The sequence below is a fragment of the Curtobacterium sp. VKM Ac-1376 genome (genome assembly GCF_015351025.1).
In the GTDB taxonomy this organism is placed as follows: domain Bacteria; phylum Actinomycetota; class Actinomycetes; order Actinomycetales; family Microbacteriaceae; genus Curtobacterium.
In genome coordinates this window covers 89,147-104,088 of record NZ_JADKRV010000006.1, presented here as the reverse complement: position 1 = coordinate 104,088, position 14,942 = coordinate 89,147, and the positions used below count along the sequence as shown (strand labels likewise).

At 71.9% G+C, this 14,942-nt stretch carries 14 protein-coding genes and 1 tRNA gene; 1 reads left to right on the top strand and 14 read right to left on the bottom strand.

Annotated features, from left to right (window positions below; genetic code table 11):
- Window positions 1-24 precede the first annotated feature (24 nt).
- The 12 genes from ITJ56_RS09540 to rplU all read right to left on the bottom strand — a co-directional run bounded on the left by ITJ56_RS09540 (window position 25) and on the right by rplU (window position 10,082).
- Window positions 25-1,545: an anthranilate synthase component I family protein gene (locus tag ITJ56_RS09540; RefSeq protein WP_194630086.1), complete on the bottom strand. Its 1,521-nt coding sequence runs from the start codon at window positions 1,543-1,545 to the stop codon at window positions 25-27.
- Complete coding sequence (locus ITJ56_RS09535) at window positions 1,524-2,447, bottom strand: aldose 1-epimerase family protein (RefSeq protein WP_194630084.1); 924 nt, start codon at window positions 2,445-2,447, stop codon at window positions 1,524-1,526. The genes ITJ56_RS09540 and ITJ56_RS09535 overlap by 22 nt, the downstream gene beginning before the upstream one ends.
- A gap of 79 nt (window positions 2,448-2,526) precedes the next feature.
- A tRNA-Ala gene (locus ITJ56_RS09530) sits at window positions 2,527-2,602 on the bottom strand.
- 108 nt (window positions 2,603-2,710) lie between these two features.
- A complete protein-coding gene (gene rsfS / locus ITJ56_RS09525) occupies window positions 2,711-3,085 on the bottom strand; it encodes a ribosome silencing factor (RefSeq protein ID WP_194630082.1) in 375 nt (124 codons plus the stop codon).
- A gap of 131 nt (window positions 3,086-3,216) precedes the next feature.
- Window positions 3,217-4,683, bottom strand: a complete 1,467-nt coding sequence (locus ITJ56_RS09520) for a hypothetical protein (RefSeq protein ID WP_194630074.1) — start codon at window positions 4,681-4,683, stop codon at window positions 3,217-3,219.
- Window positions 4,680-5,279, bottom strand: a complete 600-nt coding sequence (gene nadD / locus ITJ56_RS09515) for a nicotinate-nucleotide adenylyltransferase (protein WP_194630073.1) — start codon at window positions 5,277-5,279, stop codon at window positions 4,680-4,682. Before nadD ends, ITJ56_RS09520 begins: the two co-directional genes overlap by 4 nt.
- A gap of 11 nt (window positions 5,280-5,290) precedes the next feature.
- Window positions 5,291-5,491 carry a hypothetical protein gene (locus ITJ56_RS09510; protein ID WP_194630072.1) on the bottom strand — a complete coding sequence of 67 codons (201 nt, stop codon included), beginning with the start codon at window positions 5,489-5,491 and terminating at the stop codon, window positions 5,291-5,293.
- A gap of 41 nt (window positions 5,492-5,532) precedes the next feature.
- Entirely contained in the window at window positions 5,533-6,798 is a 1,266-nt protein-coding gene (locus tag ITJ56_RS09505; protein ID WP_194630071.1) for a glutamate-5-semialdehyde dehydrogenase, read from the bottom strand.
- Between the two features lie 236 nt (window positions 6,799-7,034).
- Window positions 7,035-7,853, bottom strand: coding sequence for a glutamate 5-kinase (proB, locus tag ITJ56_RS09500; RefSeq protein ID WP_228517434.1), 819 nt, complete (start codon window positions 7,851-7,853; stop codon window positions 7,035-7,037).
- Between the two features lie 7 nt (window positions 7,854-7,860).
- Window positions 7,861-9,405: a GTPase ObgE gene (gene obgE / locus ITJ56_RS09495; protein ID WP_194630070.1), complete on the bottom strand. Its 1,545-nt coding sequence runs from the start codon at window positions 9,403-9,405 to the stop codon at window positions 7,861-7,863.
- A 104-nt stretch (window positions 9,406-9,509) separates the two neighbouring features.
- A complete protein-coding gene (gene rpmA / locus ITJ56_RS09490) occupies window positions 9,510-9,761 on the bottom strand; it encodes a 50S ribosomal protein L27 (protein WP_111081199.1) in 252 nt (83 codons plus the stop codon).
- A 12-nt stretch (window positions 9,762-9,773) separates the two neighbouring features.
- Window positions 9,774-10,082 carry a 50S ribosomal protein L21 gene (gene rplU / locus ITJ56_RS09485; protein ID WP_027464715.1) on the bottom strand — a complete coding sequence of 103 codons (309 nt, stop codon included), beginning with the start codon at window positions 10,080-10,082 and terminating at the stop codon, window positions 9,774-9,776.
- 178 nt (window positions 10,083-10,260) lie between these two features.
- Between rplU and ITJ56_RS09480 the strand changes: the two genes are divergently transcribed.
- Window positions 10,261-10,533: a DUF4031 domain-containing protein gene (locus tag ITJ56_RS09480; RefSeq protein WP_194630069.1), complete on the top strand. Its 273-nt coding sequence runs from the start codon at window positions 10,261-10,263 to the stop codon at window positions 10,531-10,533.
- A gap of 206 nt (window positions 10,534-10,739) precedes the next feature.
- Here ITJ56_RS09480 and ITJ56_RS09475 read toward each other — a convergent pair whose 3' ends face one another.
- Both ITJ56_RS09475 and ITJ56_RS09470 read right to left on the bottom strand, forming a co-directional pair.
- Window positions 10,740-11,435, bottom strand: coding sequence for a hypothetical protein (locus tag ITJ56_RS09475; protein ID WP_194630068.1), 696 nt, complete (start codon window positions 11,433-11,435; stop codon window positions 10,740-10,742).
- A 227-nt stretch (window positions 11,436-11,662) separates the two neighbouring features.
- The gene (locus tag ITJ56_RS09470) at window positions 11,663-14,647 is read right to left on the bottom strand and encodes an Rne/Rng family ribonuclease (protein WP_194630067.1); all 2,985 of its coding nucleotides are present in this window, start codon (window positions 14,645-14,647) and stop codon (window positions 11,663-11,665) included.
- Between the last annotated feature and the right edge of the window lie 295 nt (window positions 14,648-14,942).

Genomic DNA, 14,942 nt, shown 5'->3' with positions numbered 1-14,942 from the left:
GGGTCGAACACGTGTTCGGTCAGCTCACCAGGACGCGACCGCGCCGAGGCCACCGAGCACCGACCGGGTCTTCGTCTCGACCTCGTCCGCCTCGTCCGCCGCCACCGAGGACCACGTCACCGCTCCCCCGGCCCCGAGCATGCGCGAACGAACACTCCCCGCCCCGTCGAGCACCGTCACGAGGGTACGGATCGCCACCGACAGGTCGACCGCCCCGCTCGCCGAGAAGTACCCGATCACCCCCGAGTACACCCCGCGCGGCGCCCCCTCGAGCCGGTCCGCGATCCCCATGGCGCTGATCTTCGGCGCGCCGGACATCGATCCCGGCGGGAAGGACGCATGCACGACGTCCGCCCGCGACGTGCCAGCCGGCAGCACCGCGCCGATCGTCGACACCAGCTGGTGCACACTCGCGTAGGTCTCGACCTCGCACAGCCGCTCGATGTGCACCGAGCCCGGCACGGCCGTCCGCAGCAGGTCGTTCCGCAGCAGGTCGACGATCATCACGTTCTCCGCGCGGTCCTTCGCACTCACCGCGAGCTCGTCCCGCACGACCGCGTCCGCAGCGGCGTCCGCGAGCCGTCGTCGCGTGCCCTTGATCGGCTCCGCCAGCACGCTCCCGGCCGCGTCGATCCGCAGGAACCGCTCCGGCGACCGGCTCGCCACGCGCAGCGGGCCGAGCCGCAGGTACGCGCCGAACGGGACGGGGTCCGCGGCACGCATCCGCAGGTACTCGTGAAGGTACGGGTCCGTACCGGAGCCGCCCCGGGCCTCCCGTCCGACCGCGAAGGCGGTGGTGAGGCAGACCTGGAACGCGTTGCCCTCGCGGATCTCGGCGCGGCACGCATCGACCGCACGCTCGTGGGCGGCACGCGACACGCGTCCGGTCGCCGGGGACACCCCGGCCGGGAGGACCGTGGCCGCGTCCGGGGCGCCGGCCCACGTCGCGGGGTCGCGCACCGTCTCGAGCCACGCGCGGTTCCGCGCGCTGGCAGCCGGTTCCGTGTCGGCGACGAGCGCGAGCGCCCAGGCGCCACCGCCAGCGTGGTCGACGACGACCGCGCGGTCGACGAACCGCAGGTCGGCGTCGGCGTGTCCGTCGGCCGTGCGGTCTGGCCCACCGGACTCGCGGCCGAGCTCGTACCCGAGGAACCCGACCCAGCCGAGCGCGAACCCGCACCCTGCGACCGGTTCGGGCGAGCGCGGCGTGCGGTCGAGCAGGTCCGCCAGCACCGCGAAGGCCGGACGGTCCTCGACACGGGCGCGGCCGAACCAGCCGACGGCGGGTTCCCCGACCGTCAGGTGTGCGCGGCGGTCCTGGTGGCGGAACCGGGCGGCGAAGGGCCCGTCCGTCCAGGCCAGCAGCGACCACCGTGCCCGCGGTCGGGCGGCGATCGGCGAACCCTCGGGCAGGCCAGAGTCGAGCCAGACCAGGTCGGACCCGGCCGCCGTGGCGAACGCGGCGAGGTCCGGCACCGCATCGAGGCGGCGGACCGCGACGCGGACGCCGGGGACCGAGCCGGTCAGATCGCGGCGATCGTCCATGCGGCGGCGTGCGCGGCGCCCGGGGCGAGCACCACGAGGCCGCGGGCCTCGCCGTCGTTGAAGGCGTCCGGCGCGCACGTCATCGGCTCGACGGCGAGACCCGCGCGGTGGTACTCGGGCACGACGTGGTCCGCCGTGTGCACCTGGGCCCAACCGCACTCCGGGCCGAAGGTCGCACGGACGCCGTGACCGTCCGCCGCCGTGACCGCGATGGTGGCGAGACCGGCGGTGTCGCGGTCGAATCCGGTGAAGGCGTGGTCGATGAACCGGTCACCGATCAGCGTCGGCGTCCGCAGGTCGAACTCGTCGTGCACGGGGACCAGGTCGGTCGGGATCAGCCGGTCCGGCGTCACCTCGAGCACCTGGGCGGCGGGCAGGCTGAGGGTCCAGTCGTCGACCGTGCCGGCGCCCGCGACGAGGTACGGGTGCGGGCCGGTCCCCCACGGGGCGTCCTCCGCACCGGTGTTCGTGCCCGTGATCGTCGTGTGCAGCCCCTCGGCGCCGAGGCGGTACTCCACGGTGACCTCGACGCGGTACGGGTAGCCCTGCTGCGCCTGGACGGTCGTGCCGAGCACCACCCGGTCGGACTCCTGCGCCTCGACCCGGAAGTCCGTCCACGCGACGAGGCCGTGCAGGGCGTGGTGCCGTGCCGGTTCGGTGAGGGCGAGTTCGTGGTCGACGCCGCCGAAGGTGTACTCGCCGTCGACGACGCGGTTCGGCCACGGCGCCAGCACGGCACCGCGGAAGACCGGGCGGACCTCGTCGGCGTCGAACGGCACGACCAGGTCACGACCGTCGTGGCGGAGCGTCCGCAGCGTCGCGCCGACGGTGGCGATGTCGGCCGTGTACCCGGCGGAGGCGATCGTCATCGGGGACCCGGACAGCGGGGCGTCGTTGCTCATGCACTCAGCGTATCGGGCGGCTGCGCCCTGCTGCACGAACGACGAAACCCCCGCCGTTCCGAGGAACGACGGGGGTTGTTGGTGGATCTGAGGGGACTCGAACCCCTGACCCCCTGCATGCCATGCAGGTGCGCTACCAGCTGCGCCACAGACCCAGACTCTTGCACTTTCGTACCGACCGGTTCCCCGGAGGCACCATAGAAGCGTACACCACGCGAACGCCGGGAGACGAAATCGAAGCCGTCACCCGGGCGCGTCGCTGATCAGGCGGGGTGGTCCACCGGGAGCTCGAGCGGGATCGCCGGGCAGTCGGCCCACAGGCGCTCGAGCGAGTAGTACTGACGGTCTTCGTCGTGGAACACGTGCACGATGACGTCACCGAAGTCGATGAGGACCCAGCGGCCCTCGGCCCGGCCTTCCCGGCGGAGCGTCTTGGCGCCGAGTTCGAGGAGGCGTTCCTCGACGGCATCGGCGATGGACTGCACGTTGCGCTCGTTCCGACCGGTTGCGAGCAGGAACACGTCCGTGAGCTGCAACGGCCCGGTCACGTCGAGAGCGACGAGGTCCTCGGCCTGCTTGGCGTCGGCCGCGAGTGCTGCGGCCTGCACGAGTTCCAGTGCGCGAGTGGAGGCGGTCACGGATTCCTTCCGGTCGTCGAACCGGCAGGCAGCCGGTTCGCTTGATGGGTCACGATCATAAGCCACCCCGCCGACAGCGGCCAGGCCAGCGTCGGCGGGGTGCCGGGATCGGACGTCGGGGACGCCAGCGGTCAGCCGCCGAACGCGTGGGTGGTGAGCAGTGCGGTGATGATGACGCCGGCCGCTGCCAGCCCGACCGCGCCGACCGTTACGCCGAGGATGAGCGGCGTACGCGACTCCTTGGGCTTCGCCGCGGCGAGCACCACCTGCCGGGTCGACGTGTGGCTCGACACTGCACGGCTCGCACGGACGGGGCTGGCGTCGGTCTCGGGCTGCTCGTCCTGCTGCTCGAGCAGGCGGTCGACCTCGGCACCGTCGATCGGACGGTGCGACCCGGTCGAGGACAGCGACGCCGGCAGGTCGATCGATCCGGTCAGGATCACCTCGCCCGTCGCGTTGAGCGCCCCGGTGGGGTCGGCCAGGGCGGAGTTCGGCAAGATGATCGCGTTCGTGTTGGTCACGGCGATCCGGCGCGCGCCGGTCTCCTCGTCGTGCACCTCGGAGTCGTTCGAGTCGTGCGCCTGCTGCGACCAGTGCCCGACGGGCGGTTCGAACGCCGTCGTCATCGGCTTCGGTTCGGACGGACGCTGGAAGGAGGCGGGTACCTTCGGTGCGGCGGTTGCCGGCTCGGGCAACGGGACCTCGTTGGTGTCGTCGTCCTCGGCGTCCAGCGAGAGCGGGAACACGGCAGGGGTCGCAGCCTCGGCACTCGGCGCGATCGGCACCGGGCTGACCACGGGCTGCCGCTCGGCCGCAGCGGGCGCGCTCGTGTCCGCGTTCCCATGGGTTCCGTCAGCACGGGCGTCATCGGCGCGGGCTTCGACGGCCTCGTCCACAGCGACTTCGGTGGCTGGGACGACGGCGTCGGCCTCGACCGCCTCGGGCTGCGCGGTGTCGGCCGGCGGCGACCAGGTCGAGCGGTGACGGCGGGGTTCCTCGGCGTGCGCGGCGGCCTCGTCCAGGGGCTCGAGGGCGTCCGGCGAGCCGTCGGCCTCGGTGGCCTGGGCGACCGCGGCCTGGTCGAGGACGGTGACGGGCTCCGGCTCGGCTGTGACCGTCGGCTGCCGGTCTGCATCGGGGGCGCTGGACGGATCGATCGTGTCGACCGACTCGATGACGTCCTCGACGGTGCGGTCGGACGACTGCGGCGTCGGGTTCTGCAGCGGGACCGGCAGACCGGTCTGCCGCTCGGCGGCCCGGAGCTGGCGGATCTGCCGACGGGTCAGGCCACCGCTGCCGGGGACGATCTCGGTCGCGGACGCCGGCGGGAAGGACGGGACACCGGCTGCGGGTGCCGACACCGGGACGGACTGCGCCGACGTCGGTGCGGACTGTGCCGAGACCGGCACGGATGCCTGGGCCGGTCCGTCCGGGGCCGGGGCCACGTGCGACCCGGGGCGACGACGGGACTCACCGGGGTCCTCGGGCGCGACGACGGTCGGGGGCGGCGTCGCGGGCTGCGAACCGGCCGCGGCGGCACGCTCCCGCTCGCGCGCCTGGCGCCGCGACAGGGGCGGCTGCGCGTCGGACGAACTCATGCAACGCTCCGATACAGATGGTGCTTGGAGATGTACTGGACGACGCCGTCGGGGACCAGGTACCAGACGGGGAACCCTCGTCTCACCCGGTCACGGCAATCCGTCGACGATATGGCCAGCGCGGGGACTTCGAGCAAGCTTACGTCTCGTTCGGGTAATCCGGTGATGCTCAGCGCGTGTCCCGGACGCGTCACGGCGACGAAGTGCGCGAGGTCCCAGAGACCATCATGGTCTTTCCAGTCGACGATCTGCTGAACGGCGTCTGCGCCGGAGATGAAGACGAGCTGGGCATCCGGTCGCTGTTCATGCAGGTCGCGCAGCGTGTCGACCGTGTAGGTCGGACCCGGACGATCGATGTCGACGCGGCTCACCGTGAACATCGGGTTCGACGCGGTGGCGATGACGGTCATCAGGTACCGGTGCTCGGCGTCGGTGACGTCGGACTTCATGTACGGCTGACCGGTGGGGACGAACACGACCTCGTCGAGGTCGAACGCCCGTGCCACCTCCGACGCCGCGACCAGGTGCCCGTGGTGGATGGGGTCGAACGTGCCACCCATCACGCCGATGCGTGGCCGTCCGGTGCTCTCGAGCATCGAGTGGGTGGTCAGATCTTGGTGTGACCGAACTCGTCGACACCCGTCTCGTGGTGGCGGGTGGCCTCGAACTTCTGGGAGTGGCGGTAGGCCACGTCACGGAAGCTCCAGGTGACGAAGCCCAGGAAGATGAAGAAGAGCGCGCCGACGAGGGGGAAGACGAACGCGGGGGCGCCGGAGGCGTGCTCCGCAGCTTCTGCGAGGAAGGTCATCGTTCGGTGCTCCGTTTCGTCGGGGAAAGACGCCGTTCAGTCTAGCCGCGGATCTGCCCGTGGCCGCGCACGATCCACTTCGTGCTCGTCAGTTCGGGCAGGCCCATCGGTCCGCGAGCGTGCAGCTTCTGCGTGGAGATGCCCACCTCGGCGCCGAAGCCGAACTCACCGCCGTCGGTGAACCGGGTCGAGGCGTTCACCATCACGACCGCCGAGTCGACCGCTGCCAGGAAGCGCTCGGCGGTGTCGACGTCGTTCGTGACGATCGACTCGGTGTGGTGCGTGGACCACCGCGCGATGTGGGCCATCGCGGCGTCGACGTCCGTCACGACGCGGATCGACAGGTCGAGGTCCATCGACTCGGTGCCCCAGTCGTCGTCGGTGGCCCGGAGCACGCCGGGCACGATCGCGCGCGTGGCGTCGTCGCCCCGCAGGGTCACACCGGAGGCACGGAGCCGTTCCGCGAGCACCGGCAGGAGCCGCTCGGCCGCCGCCTCGTGCACCAGGAGGGTCTCGAGGGCGTTGCACACGCTCGGCCGCTGCACCTTGCTGTTCAGGACGATGTCGACGGCACGCTGTTCCGGGGCCGACGCATCGAGGAACACGTGCACGACGCCCGCGCCGGTCTCGATCACGGGCACCTGCGACTCGGTCACGACGGTCTGGATGAGCGTGGCGCTCCCCCGCGGGATGAGGACGTCGACCAGGCCGCGGGCGCGCATGAGCTCCGTGGCTCCGGCGCGACCGAACTCGTCGATGGTCTGCACGAGCTCGCGCGGCAGGCCGACCGACTCGACGGCGTCCTGGATCCGGGCGACGAGCACCGCGTTGGTCCGCTGCGCCGCCGATCCCCCGCGGAGCACGACGGCGTTGCCCGACTTCAGCGCGAGCGACGCGATGTCGACCGTGACGTTCGGGCGGGCCTCGTAGATCGCCCCGACGACGCCGAACGGCACGCGCACCTGGGTGAGCTGCAGCCCGTTGGCCAGCTGCGACCCGCGCACGTGCTCGCCCACCGGGTCGGTGAGCCCGACGACGTGCTCCACCGCGGCGGCCAGCGCCTCGGTGCGAGCGGGGTCGAGCCGCAGGCGGTCGACCAGCCCGGACGACAGCCCGCTCTCCTCGCCGGCCACCAGATCACCGTGGTTCGCGGCGACGATCTCGTCCGTCGCCGCGCGGACCGCCGACGCGATGGCAACGAGCGCGGCGTCCTTGACCCCAGTCGTCGCGGTGGCGAGGGCCGACGACGCGGCACGGGCGGCGACGAGCTTGTCGGTCAGGGTCGGGGCGGGCGCGGGCAGCGACATGCTCCGATCCTAGGCGCGCCCCTCGGTTCGTGACGGGCGTGACGGACGCACGCCGTGCCTCCAGGCTCGTGCACACTGCGCCGACCGACCGGTCGCGACACGTCGTGCCCCGCCCGCCAACTGGTCGCAGATCGTCGCTGCGCGCCACCCGCGCCGGCGACTCCCGACCACTCGACGTCGTCCCGACGGGGAGTCGTGACCGATTGGGCCCGCCGACGGCTCGGCCGCGACCCGTGTCAGGGACGCGGCGCGGCGTGGAACCAGGTGCCGAGGTGCTCCCCCGCGAGCGCGCGGTCGACGAGCGCCGTGGCGGTCACGAGCACCGCGGTGCCGGCCTCGGCCGCGAGCCGCGCGGCGGCGACCTTCGTCCCCGCTCCCCCGGTGCCGACGCCGGCCTTGCCGATGGAGCCGAAGGTGACGCCGGCGAGCTCGTCGCCGAACGGGACCTCGTCGATGCGGGTCGCTCCGGGCTGCTCCGGGGGCGCCGTGTAGAGCGCCTCGACATCGGAGAGCAGCACGAGGGCGTCGGCTCCGAGCAGCCGCGCCACGAGGGCGGCGAGTCGGTCGTTGTCGCCGAAGCGGATCTCGTGCGTGGCGACGGTGTCGTTCTCGTTGACGATCGGCAGCACCCGCAGGGCGAGCAGCCGGTCGATGGCCCGCTGCGCGTTCACCCGGTGCGTCGGGTTCTGCAGGTCACCTGCGGTGAGCAGGATCTGCGCGGCGACGACTCCGTGGCGGTCGAGTTCCTTCTGGTAACGGAACATCAGGACGTTCTGCCCGGTGGCCGCCGCTGCCTGCTGGGTGGCGAGGTCGTCCGGTCGTCCCTCGAGTCCGAGGAACGGGAATCCGGTCGCGATCGCGCCGGAGGACACCAGGACGACCTCGGTGCCCCGACCGTACGCGGCCGCCAGGGCGTCGACGAGAGGGCCGATCTGGCCGGCTGCGTCACCACTGACCGACGACGACCCGACCTTGACCACGATCCGCCGCGCACGCGGGATGTCCTCGCGCCGGGTGACGGGTCCGAGGTCGGTGCGGGCGGTCGTGTCGGTCATGCCGCGGTCAGTCCTTCTGGTCGCCGGTCTCGAGCTGGTCGCTGGTCACGACGTCGTCGTCCGCCCAGAGGCCGGAGACGCGCTCCTGCTCCAGCTCGGCACGGGCGGCAGCCTTGCCGTCCATCCGCTCGAAGTACTCCTCGCGGCGCTCGTTGCGGGTCGGCCGCGAGGTCGCGCCGATGCGCGCGTCGGTCCCGCGGGCGCTCGTGATGAGCTCCGCGGTCGAGGTGAGGGTCGGCTCCCAGTCGAACACCATGCCGCCGTCGCCGCCGATGACGACGGTGGACCCGGCGACGGCTCCGGCCTTGAACAGGCCGTCCTCGACGCCGAGCTTCGCGAGCCGGTCGGCCAGGTAGCCGATCGCCTCTTCGTTGGTGAAGTCGGTCTGCTGGACCCAGCGCTCCGGCTTGGCACCGCGGACGCGGTAGAAGCGGTGTTCCTCGCCGCCCTCGGCGCGCACGGTGAAGGGCTTCTCGTTGACCGAACGGGGGCGCAGGACGATGCGCTCCGGCACCGGCTCGGCCGCACGGGAGGCGCGTGCCTGCTCGACGACGTCTGCCATCGCGAACGTCAGCTCGCGCAGGCCCTTGCGGGACGCGGTCGAGATCGGGAAGACGCGGTAGCCGCGGCCCTCGAGCTCGGCAGTCACGAAGTCGGCGAGCTCCTGCGCCTCGGGCACGTCGACCTTGTTGAGGGCGATGAGTTGCGGGCGCTCGAGCAGCGGCACCTGACCCTCGGGGACCGGGTAGCGCTCGAGTTCACCGAGGATGACGTCGAGGTCGCTGATCGGGTCGCGGCCCGGATCGAGCGTGGCGCAGTCGATGACGTGCAGGAGCGCCTCACAGCGCTCGACGTGGCGCAGGAACTCGAGGCCGAGGCCCTTGCCCTCGGACGCGCCCTCGATCAGGCCGGGGACGTCAGCGACGGTGAAGCGGGTGTCGCCGGACTCGACGACACCGAGGTTCGGGGTGAGCGTCGTGAACGGGTAGTCCGCGATCTTCGGCTTGGCGGCGGAGATCGCCGCGATGAGCGAGGACTTGCCCGCGCTCGGGAACCCGACCAGGGCGACGTCGGCGATGGTCTTCAGCTCGAGGCTGATGTCACCGGCCCAGCCCTCGGTTCCGAGGAGCGCGAAGCCGGGGGCCTTGCGCTTCGTGGTGGAGAGCGCCGCGTTGCCGAGGCCACCCTGCCCGCCCGGGGCGACGATGACGCGCATGCCGGGTTCGGTCAGGTCGGCGATGACCTCGCCGGACTCGTCGTACACGACGGTGCCGACCGGCATCGGGAGCTCGAGCTCCTCGCCGCTGACGCCGCTGCGGTGGTCGCCCATGCCGGGCTGCCCGTTCTTGGACGAACGGTGCGGCGAGCGGTGGTAGCCGAGCAGCGTCGTCACCTGCGGATCGGCCACGAGCACGATGTCGCCGCCGTCACCGCCGTTGCCGCCGTCGGGCCCCGCGAGGGGCTTGAACTTCTCACGGCGGACCGACACGCAGCCGTTGCCGCCGTGCCCCGCGCTGAGGTGCAGGGTCACGCGGTCGACGAATGTCGCCATGGGTCCACTCCTGGAATTTCGTTGTGCCGACGGGAACGTCGGCGGGAAAAGCGAAGGAGGGGCAGGCACTCGGCCCGCCCCTCCCGCTGCAGTCGATCGAACGACTACGCGTTGACGATGTTGATGACCTTGCGGCCACCCTTGGTGCCGAACTCGACCGAACCGGCCGAGAGGGCGAACAGCGTGTCGTCGCCACCGCGGCCGACGTTGGCGCCCGGGTGGAAGTGGGTTCCGCGCTGGCGGACGATGATCTCGCCAGCGTTGACGACCTCGCCACCGAAACGCTTCACGCCGAGGCGCTGTGCGTTCGAGTCACGACCGTTGCGAGTGGAACTCGCACCCTTCTTGTGTGCCATGAGCTGACTCCCTTACGCGATCTTGGTGATCTTGACGCGGGTCAGCTCAGCGCGGAAACCCTGGCGCTTCTTGTACCCGGTCTTGTTCTTGAACTTCTGGATGATGACCTTGGGACCACGGAGGTCGTCGAGCACCTCGGCGGTGACCGTCACGTTCGCGAGCTCGGAAGCCGCCGACGTGATCTTGTCACCGTCCACGAGGAGCACGGGGGCGAGGTCGATGTTGCCCTTGTCGTCCGCCTTGGCACGGTCGATGGTCAGGATGGTGCCGACCTCGACCTTCTCCTGACGGCCGCCGGCGCGCACTACTGCGTAAACCACGTGGAAATCCTTACGTAACTCTGCTTGAGGGAAGTCTCGGGTGCCCACTTCTGCACGAGCGGCTCCCGGAGGCCGGGCCCGATCGGCGACGCAGGCAGAACGGCCCGCTGGCACCAGGGACCGAGAATACTCGATCCACCTGGGTTCGGTCAAACGGCGACACACGTACGATTGCCCGGTGACCGTGTTGATCGACCCACCGACGTGGCCCGCCCACGACACACTGTGGTCGCACCTCGTCAGTGATGAATCCTACGCGGAGCTGCACGCGTTCGCTGCACGGGCCGGGGTTCCACGCCGCGCGTTCGACCACGACCACTACGACGTCCCGCTCTCGCGGTACGACGAACTGGTGGCTGCCGGTGCCTCCGCGGTGACCGGTCGCGAGCTCGTGCTGCGGCTCATCCGCAGCGGCCTGCGCGTGGCACAGCGGGACAAGCGCGCGCGCTGACGGCGCGTCAGGCGGCCTGGAGGCCCGGCGCGGGTCCGCCCCGCCAGGCACCTCGCACGGTGCGGGGCCGGCTCGCAGAGCGACGCGAACGGTGCGAGGTTCCGCGCTCGGTGCGACGCGGAGGCGGTCGCACGGCGTACGGAACCTCGCACGGGGTCTCGGGCACGCGGCGGGGCCTCGCACGGTGCGAGGCACACGCGTCGGGCTCAGCGGGGCGCGGGAGGGCCCCAGGGGTTGACCGGGGGTTGCTGCTGGCCCGTCGGCGGCTGTGCACCGTACTGACCGCCGTACTGACCACGGGGGTCCGGCCGGACGAGCCCCTGGCCGTACGGCGCCGGAGGCTGCTGCTGCGGCTGCTGCGAGGGGTGCACGGTCGCCGGCGGGACGGCGTCGGCCGGCCGGACGGTCCCGGGCAGGCCGGACGCCGGCGTGCCACCACGGGCACGGCGGGGGCGCCCCAGCCAGAGCCAGGCGGCGGTGGCGGTCGCCAGGAGCATGACCGTGAACGGCACGCCGTTCTGCAGCGGCCTGGTGAGGACGTCGATGACGAGCCGTGAGCCGCCGGAGCTCGTCGCGGCGAACGAACCCGTGAAGACCCCGACGAGGGCCAGGGCGACGGTGCCGGCCGCTCCGGCGAGGACGGCGCGGAGCAGGAGCTTCGGCAGCGGACTGCGCCGGTCGATCGGTGTCAGGAAGGCCAGGGCGAGGAAGGCGCCGGCGTAGAAGGGGAACGGTGCCGCGAAGACGCCTGTCGTGAAGCCCCCGAGCAGGCTCGGAGCGGAGCCGTAGTGCGAGAACGGGTTGACGACCAGCGAGGTGCCGAGCAGACCGAACAGCCCGGACACGAACTCGACGAGCACCAGGGCGACCACGGCGATCAGCGCACCTGCCGTGTTCGTCACCGACGCACCGGGCGCGAAGGCTCGACGCGGGTCGGCCGGGGTGCGGGGCGGACGCGGTGGGGCGTAGGGCGCACCGGCACCCGGCTGGCGTCCGTGGGGTGGTACGGGGCCGGCCTGTGGTGGCTGACCGCCACTCGGCTGCGCCCCCGGGCCGGGCGGTGCGGGCTGTGACCAGCCCGCACCGTAGTACCCGCGCTGCTGCTGCGGGTCGCCCGGGTTCGACACCGTCAGTTCCCCAGGATCACGGAGCCGTCAGGACCGTCGGATTCGTCCTTCGACTCCCCCGACGGGGTCGCCGTCGCCGGAGCGCTGATGCTCGGCGACGAGACCCGGCGGGAGCGTGAACGCCCCTGCCCCGGCTGCTTCGGCTCGGGCAGCGCCTGGAGCACCGAGTCCAGCAGGGACTCGGCGTCCGGTGCGACCGTGCGCGGCTCACGCTTGGGTGCGGCGGCGATCGGGATGTCCAGGATCGCGACCGAGTTCTCGGTCGGGGTCACGGGGGCGCTCGAGCTCACCCGGCGACGGGCGGGGGCCTTGGCGGCCTTCGGCTCCGTGGCGGCCTCGGGCTCCGCGGCGCGCTTCGGCTCGGCGGCGGTCTTCGACGCGACCGCCCCGGGCGCGGCGCCCTTCGACGCGGTGCCCGTCGGCTCGATGCCCCCTCCGGACCCGTGAGCGGTCTCCGGTGCCTCGACGGTCTCGGCGACGGCAGCGGTCTGCTGCTCCCCACCGCGTCCGCCACGGCCGCGACGACGGCGCTTCGAGCCGGTGGACTGCTCGCCACCGCTGGTGTCCGTACCGGTCGACGCGTCGGCCGAGGTCGGTGCCTCCGCCGAGGTCGGCGCAACGGCCGAACCGACGCCGTCCTGCTCGTCGTGCGGGATGGTCGACGCGGCGATCCGCGACAGCGCGTGCTTCACGTCGTCGGTGATCTGGTGCGCCTGGCTCGAGGCCCCGTTCGACGACGCCGCCGAACCGGAGTTCCCGCTGCCGTTGCCGTTGCCGCCGGACCGGCCGTTCTCGTTGCCGTTCCCGCCACGACCCTTGCGACGCCCCTTGCTCGGGCCCGGGTCGGCGTTGTTGTCGTTGACCTTGGCGTTGACCTCGTCGAGCGACTCGCGCAGGCCGACACCGATCTTCTTGCGGGTCATCTGCACCAGGCCGAGCGAGGTGATCTCCGCGACCTGGTGCTTCGTGCGGTCGCGGCTCAGGCACTCGACCAGGCGGCGGAGCACGAGGTCGCGGTTCTCCTCGAGCACCATGTCGATGAAGTCGACGACGATGATGCCGCCGATGTCGCGCAGGCGGAGCTGGCGGACGAGTTCCTCGGCGGCCTCGAGGTTGTTCTTCGTGACCGTCTCTTCCAGGTTGCCCCCGGAGCCGACGAACTTGCCGGTGTTCACGTCGACGACCGTCATGGCCTCGGTGCGGTCGATGACGAGCGAGCCACCGGAGGGCAGCCAGACCTTGCGGTCGAGCGCCTTGTCGATCTGCTCGTTCAGGCGGTACTCCTCGAAGGAGTCCGGGCCCTCGTACCGCACGACGCGGTCCTTCAGGTCGGGCGCCACGGCTGACAGGTACTCGTCGATGGTGCCGCCGGCGGCCTCGCCGTCGATGATGAGCTTCGTGAAGTCCTCGTTGAAGACGTCACGGACGATCTTGACGAGCAGATCGGGCTCCGAGTGCAGCATCACCGGGGCCTGGCCACCGGCGACCTTCTTCTGGATGGCCTCCCACTGGCTGGTCAGGCGCTGCACGTCGCGGGTGAGCTGCTCCTCGGTCGCTCCCTCGGCAGCGGTGCGCACGATCACGCCCGCGTGCTCCGGCAGGACCTCCTTCAGGATCTTCTTCAGGCGCGCGCGCTCGGTGTCCGGCAGCTTGCGCGAGATCCCGTTCATCGAACCGTTCGGCACGTAGACCAGGTAGCGACCGGGCAGCGAGATCTGGCTGGTGAGACGGGCGCCCTTGTGGCCGACCGGGTCCTTCGTGACCTGCACGAGGACCTTGTCGCCCGGCTTGAGCGCGGCTTCGATGCGCCGACCGTGGTTGCCGGTCTCGACGGAGTTCCAGTCGACTTCGCCGGCGTACAGCACGGCGTTGCGGCCACGACCGATGTCGACGAACGCTGCCTCCATCGAGGGCAGGACGTTCTGCACCTTGCCGAGGTAGACGTTGCCGATGAGCGAGACGTTCTCGGACTTGGTGATGTAGTGCTCGGCGAGGATGCCGTCCTCGAGCACGCCGATCTCGATCGTCGACGAGCTGGAGCGGACGATCATCTGGCGGTCGACGCTCTCGCGGCGGGCGAGGAACTCGTCCTCGCTCACGACCTGCCGGCGGCGTCCGGCGTCGCGGCCGTCGCGGCGTCGCTGCTTCTTCGCCTCGAGACGGGTCGAGCCCTTGATGCGCTGCGGCTCGGTGATGAGTTCCGGCTCGCGGCGGCGCGGCTCCTGGTGGTCGCGCGGCTCGCGGGCCTCGCGCTCGGCGCTCGAACCACGACGACGCGAGCGACGGCGGGAGCCGGCCTGCTCGTCGCGGTCGTCACGGTCGCGGTCGTCACGGTCGCGGTCGCGGTCGCGGTCGAAGCGGTCCTCGCGCTCGTAGCGGTCGTCATCATCGCGGTCGCGGTCACGGTCACGGTCGTACCGGGGGGCGCGCTGCGGCAGCTCGGGCAGCACCGGCGCGTGGAAGATCAGGCTGAGCGTGCTCGTCGCCTTCGGCACGAACGGCTCGTCGGCGGCCGCAGCGGGTGTGCTCGCCCGGGTCGTCGGCTCGGCCTCGGCCGGACGGGAGGCCCGGCTCGGTTCCACCCCGTCGGTCACGCCCGTGGCCTGGTCACCCAGGACGACCGGCAGGTCGCCGGTCAGCGTGCTCACGTCGTGCGGCTCGGCGCCGCGGTCGGCGACGGCCTCGACCGCGACGGAGACCGCACCGGTGCCGGTGCCGGTCACCGCAGTGTCGGTCGAGCCGACCGGTGACACCGGTGAATCCGGCGAGTCGGGAGAATCCGGCGAGTCGGGAGACCCGGCGCCGGCCGCGGGACGAGCGTCCGCGCGGCCCGTCAGCGCGAGGGTCTCGTCGACGTGCGGTGCCTGCACGGCGTCACCGCGGGCCTCCTGGCCGGACGACCGGGCGCGGCGACCGCCGAACAGGCGGCTCCGGCGCTTCGGCGCGTTCTCGTCGTTGGTCGTGTTGTCGTTGTTCTGCTCCACCATGAACTGGCGCACTCCTCGGCCCCACTCGCACCCTCTCGGGCGGCGGGAATTCTGTAGTTGTGGCGGGCGGCGTCGACGCCCCCGCGCTCGCTGTCTCGTGATCGGTCTGCGTCAACTTCTCGTTGCGTCCGCACCCGTTCCGTTCCGGGCACCCGGCCCGGCTCGGCTCGGGCGTCGGAGTGACGCTGTCCCGACCACAGTGCACTCTCACCGCACCTGATCGTCCGGGCACTGCCCCGTGGGACGTTGCTCGGAAAGCTCTCTTCGGTGTGCGGTTGGCCGCACGACCTCCAGG

Bases quoted from the DNA above. Each gene is read 5' to 3' on its own strand.
- rpmA (WP_111081199.1), bottom strand. From the start codon at position 9,761: ATGGCACACAAGAAGGGTGCGAGTTCCACTCGCAACGGTCGTGACTCG.
- obgE (WP_194630070.1), bottom strand. From the start codon at position 9,405: ATGGCGACATTCGTCGACCGCGTGACCCTGCACCTCAGCGCGGGGCAC.
- ITJ56_RS09540 (WP_194630086.1), bottom strand. From the start codon at position 1,545: ATGGACGATCGCCGCGATCTGACCGGCTCGGTCCCCGGCGTCCGCGTC.
- nadD (WP_194630073.1), bottom strand. From the start codon at position 5,279: ATGCTCGAGAGCACCGGACGGCCACGCATCGGCGTGATGGGTGGCACG.
- ITJ56_RS09505 (WP_194630071.1), bottom strand. From the start codon at position 6,798: ATGTCGCTGCCCGCGCCCGCCCCGACCCTGACCGACAAGCTCGTCGCC.
- ITJ56_RS09520 (WP_194630074.1), bottom strand. From the start codon at position 4,683: ATGAGTTCGTCCGACGCGCAGCCGCCCCTGTCGCGGCGCCAGGCGCGC.
- proB (WP_228517434.1), bottom strand. From the start codon at position 7,853: ATGACCGACACGACCGCCCGCACCGACCTCGGACCCGTCACCCGGCGC.
- ITJ56_RS09535 (WP_194630084.1), bottom strand. From the start codon at position 2,447: ATGAGCAACGACGCCCCGCTGTCCGGGTCCCCGATGACGATCGCCTCC.
- ITJ56_RS09470 (WP_194630067.1), bottom strand. From the start codon at position 14,647: ATGGTGGAGCAGAACAACGACAACACGACCAACGACGAGAACGCGCCG.
- ITJ56_RS09510 (WP_194630072.1), bottom strand. From the start codon at position 5,491: ATGACCTTCCTCGCAGAAGCTGCGGAGCACGCCTCCGGCGCCCCCGCG.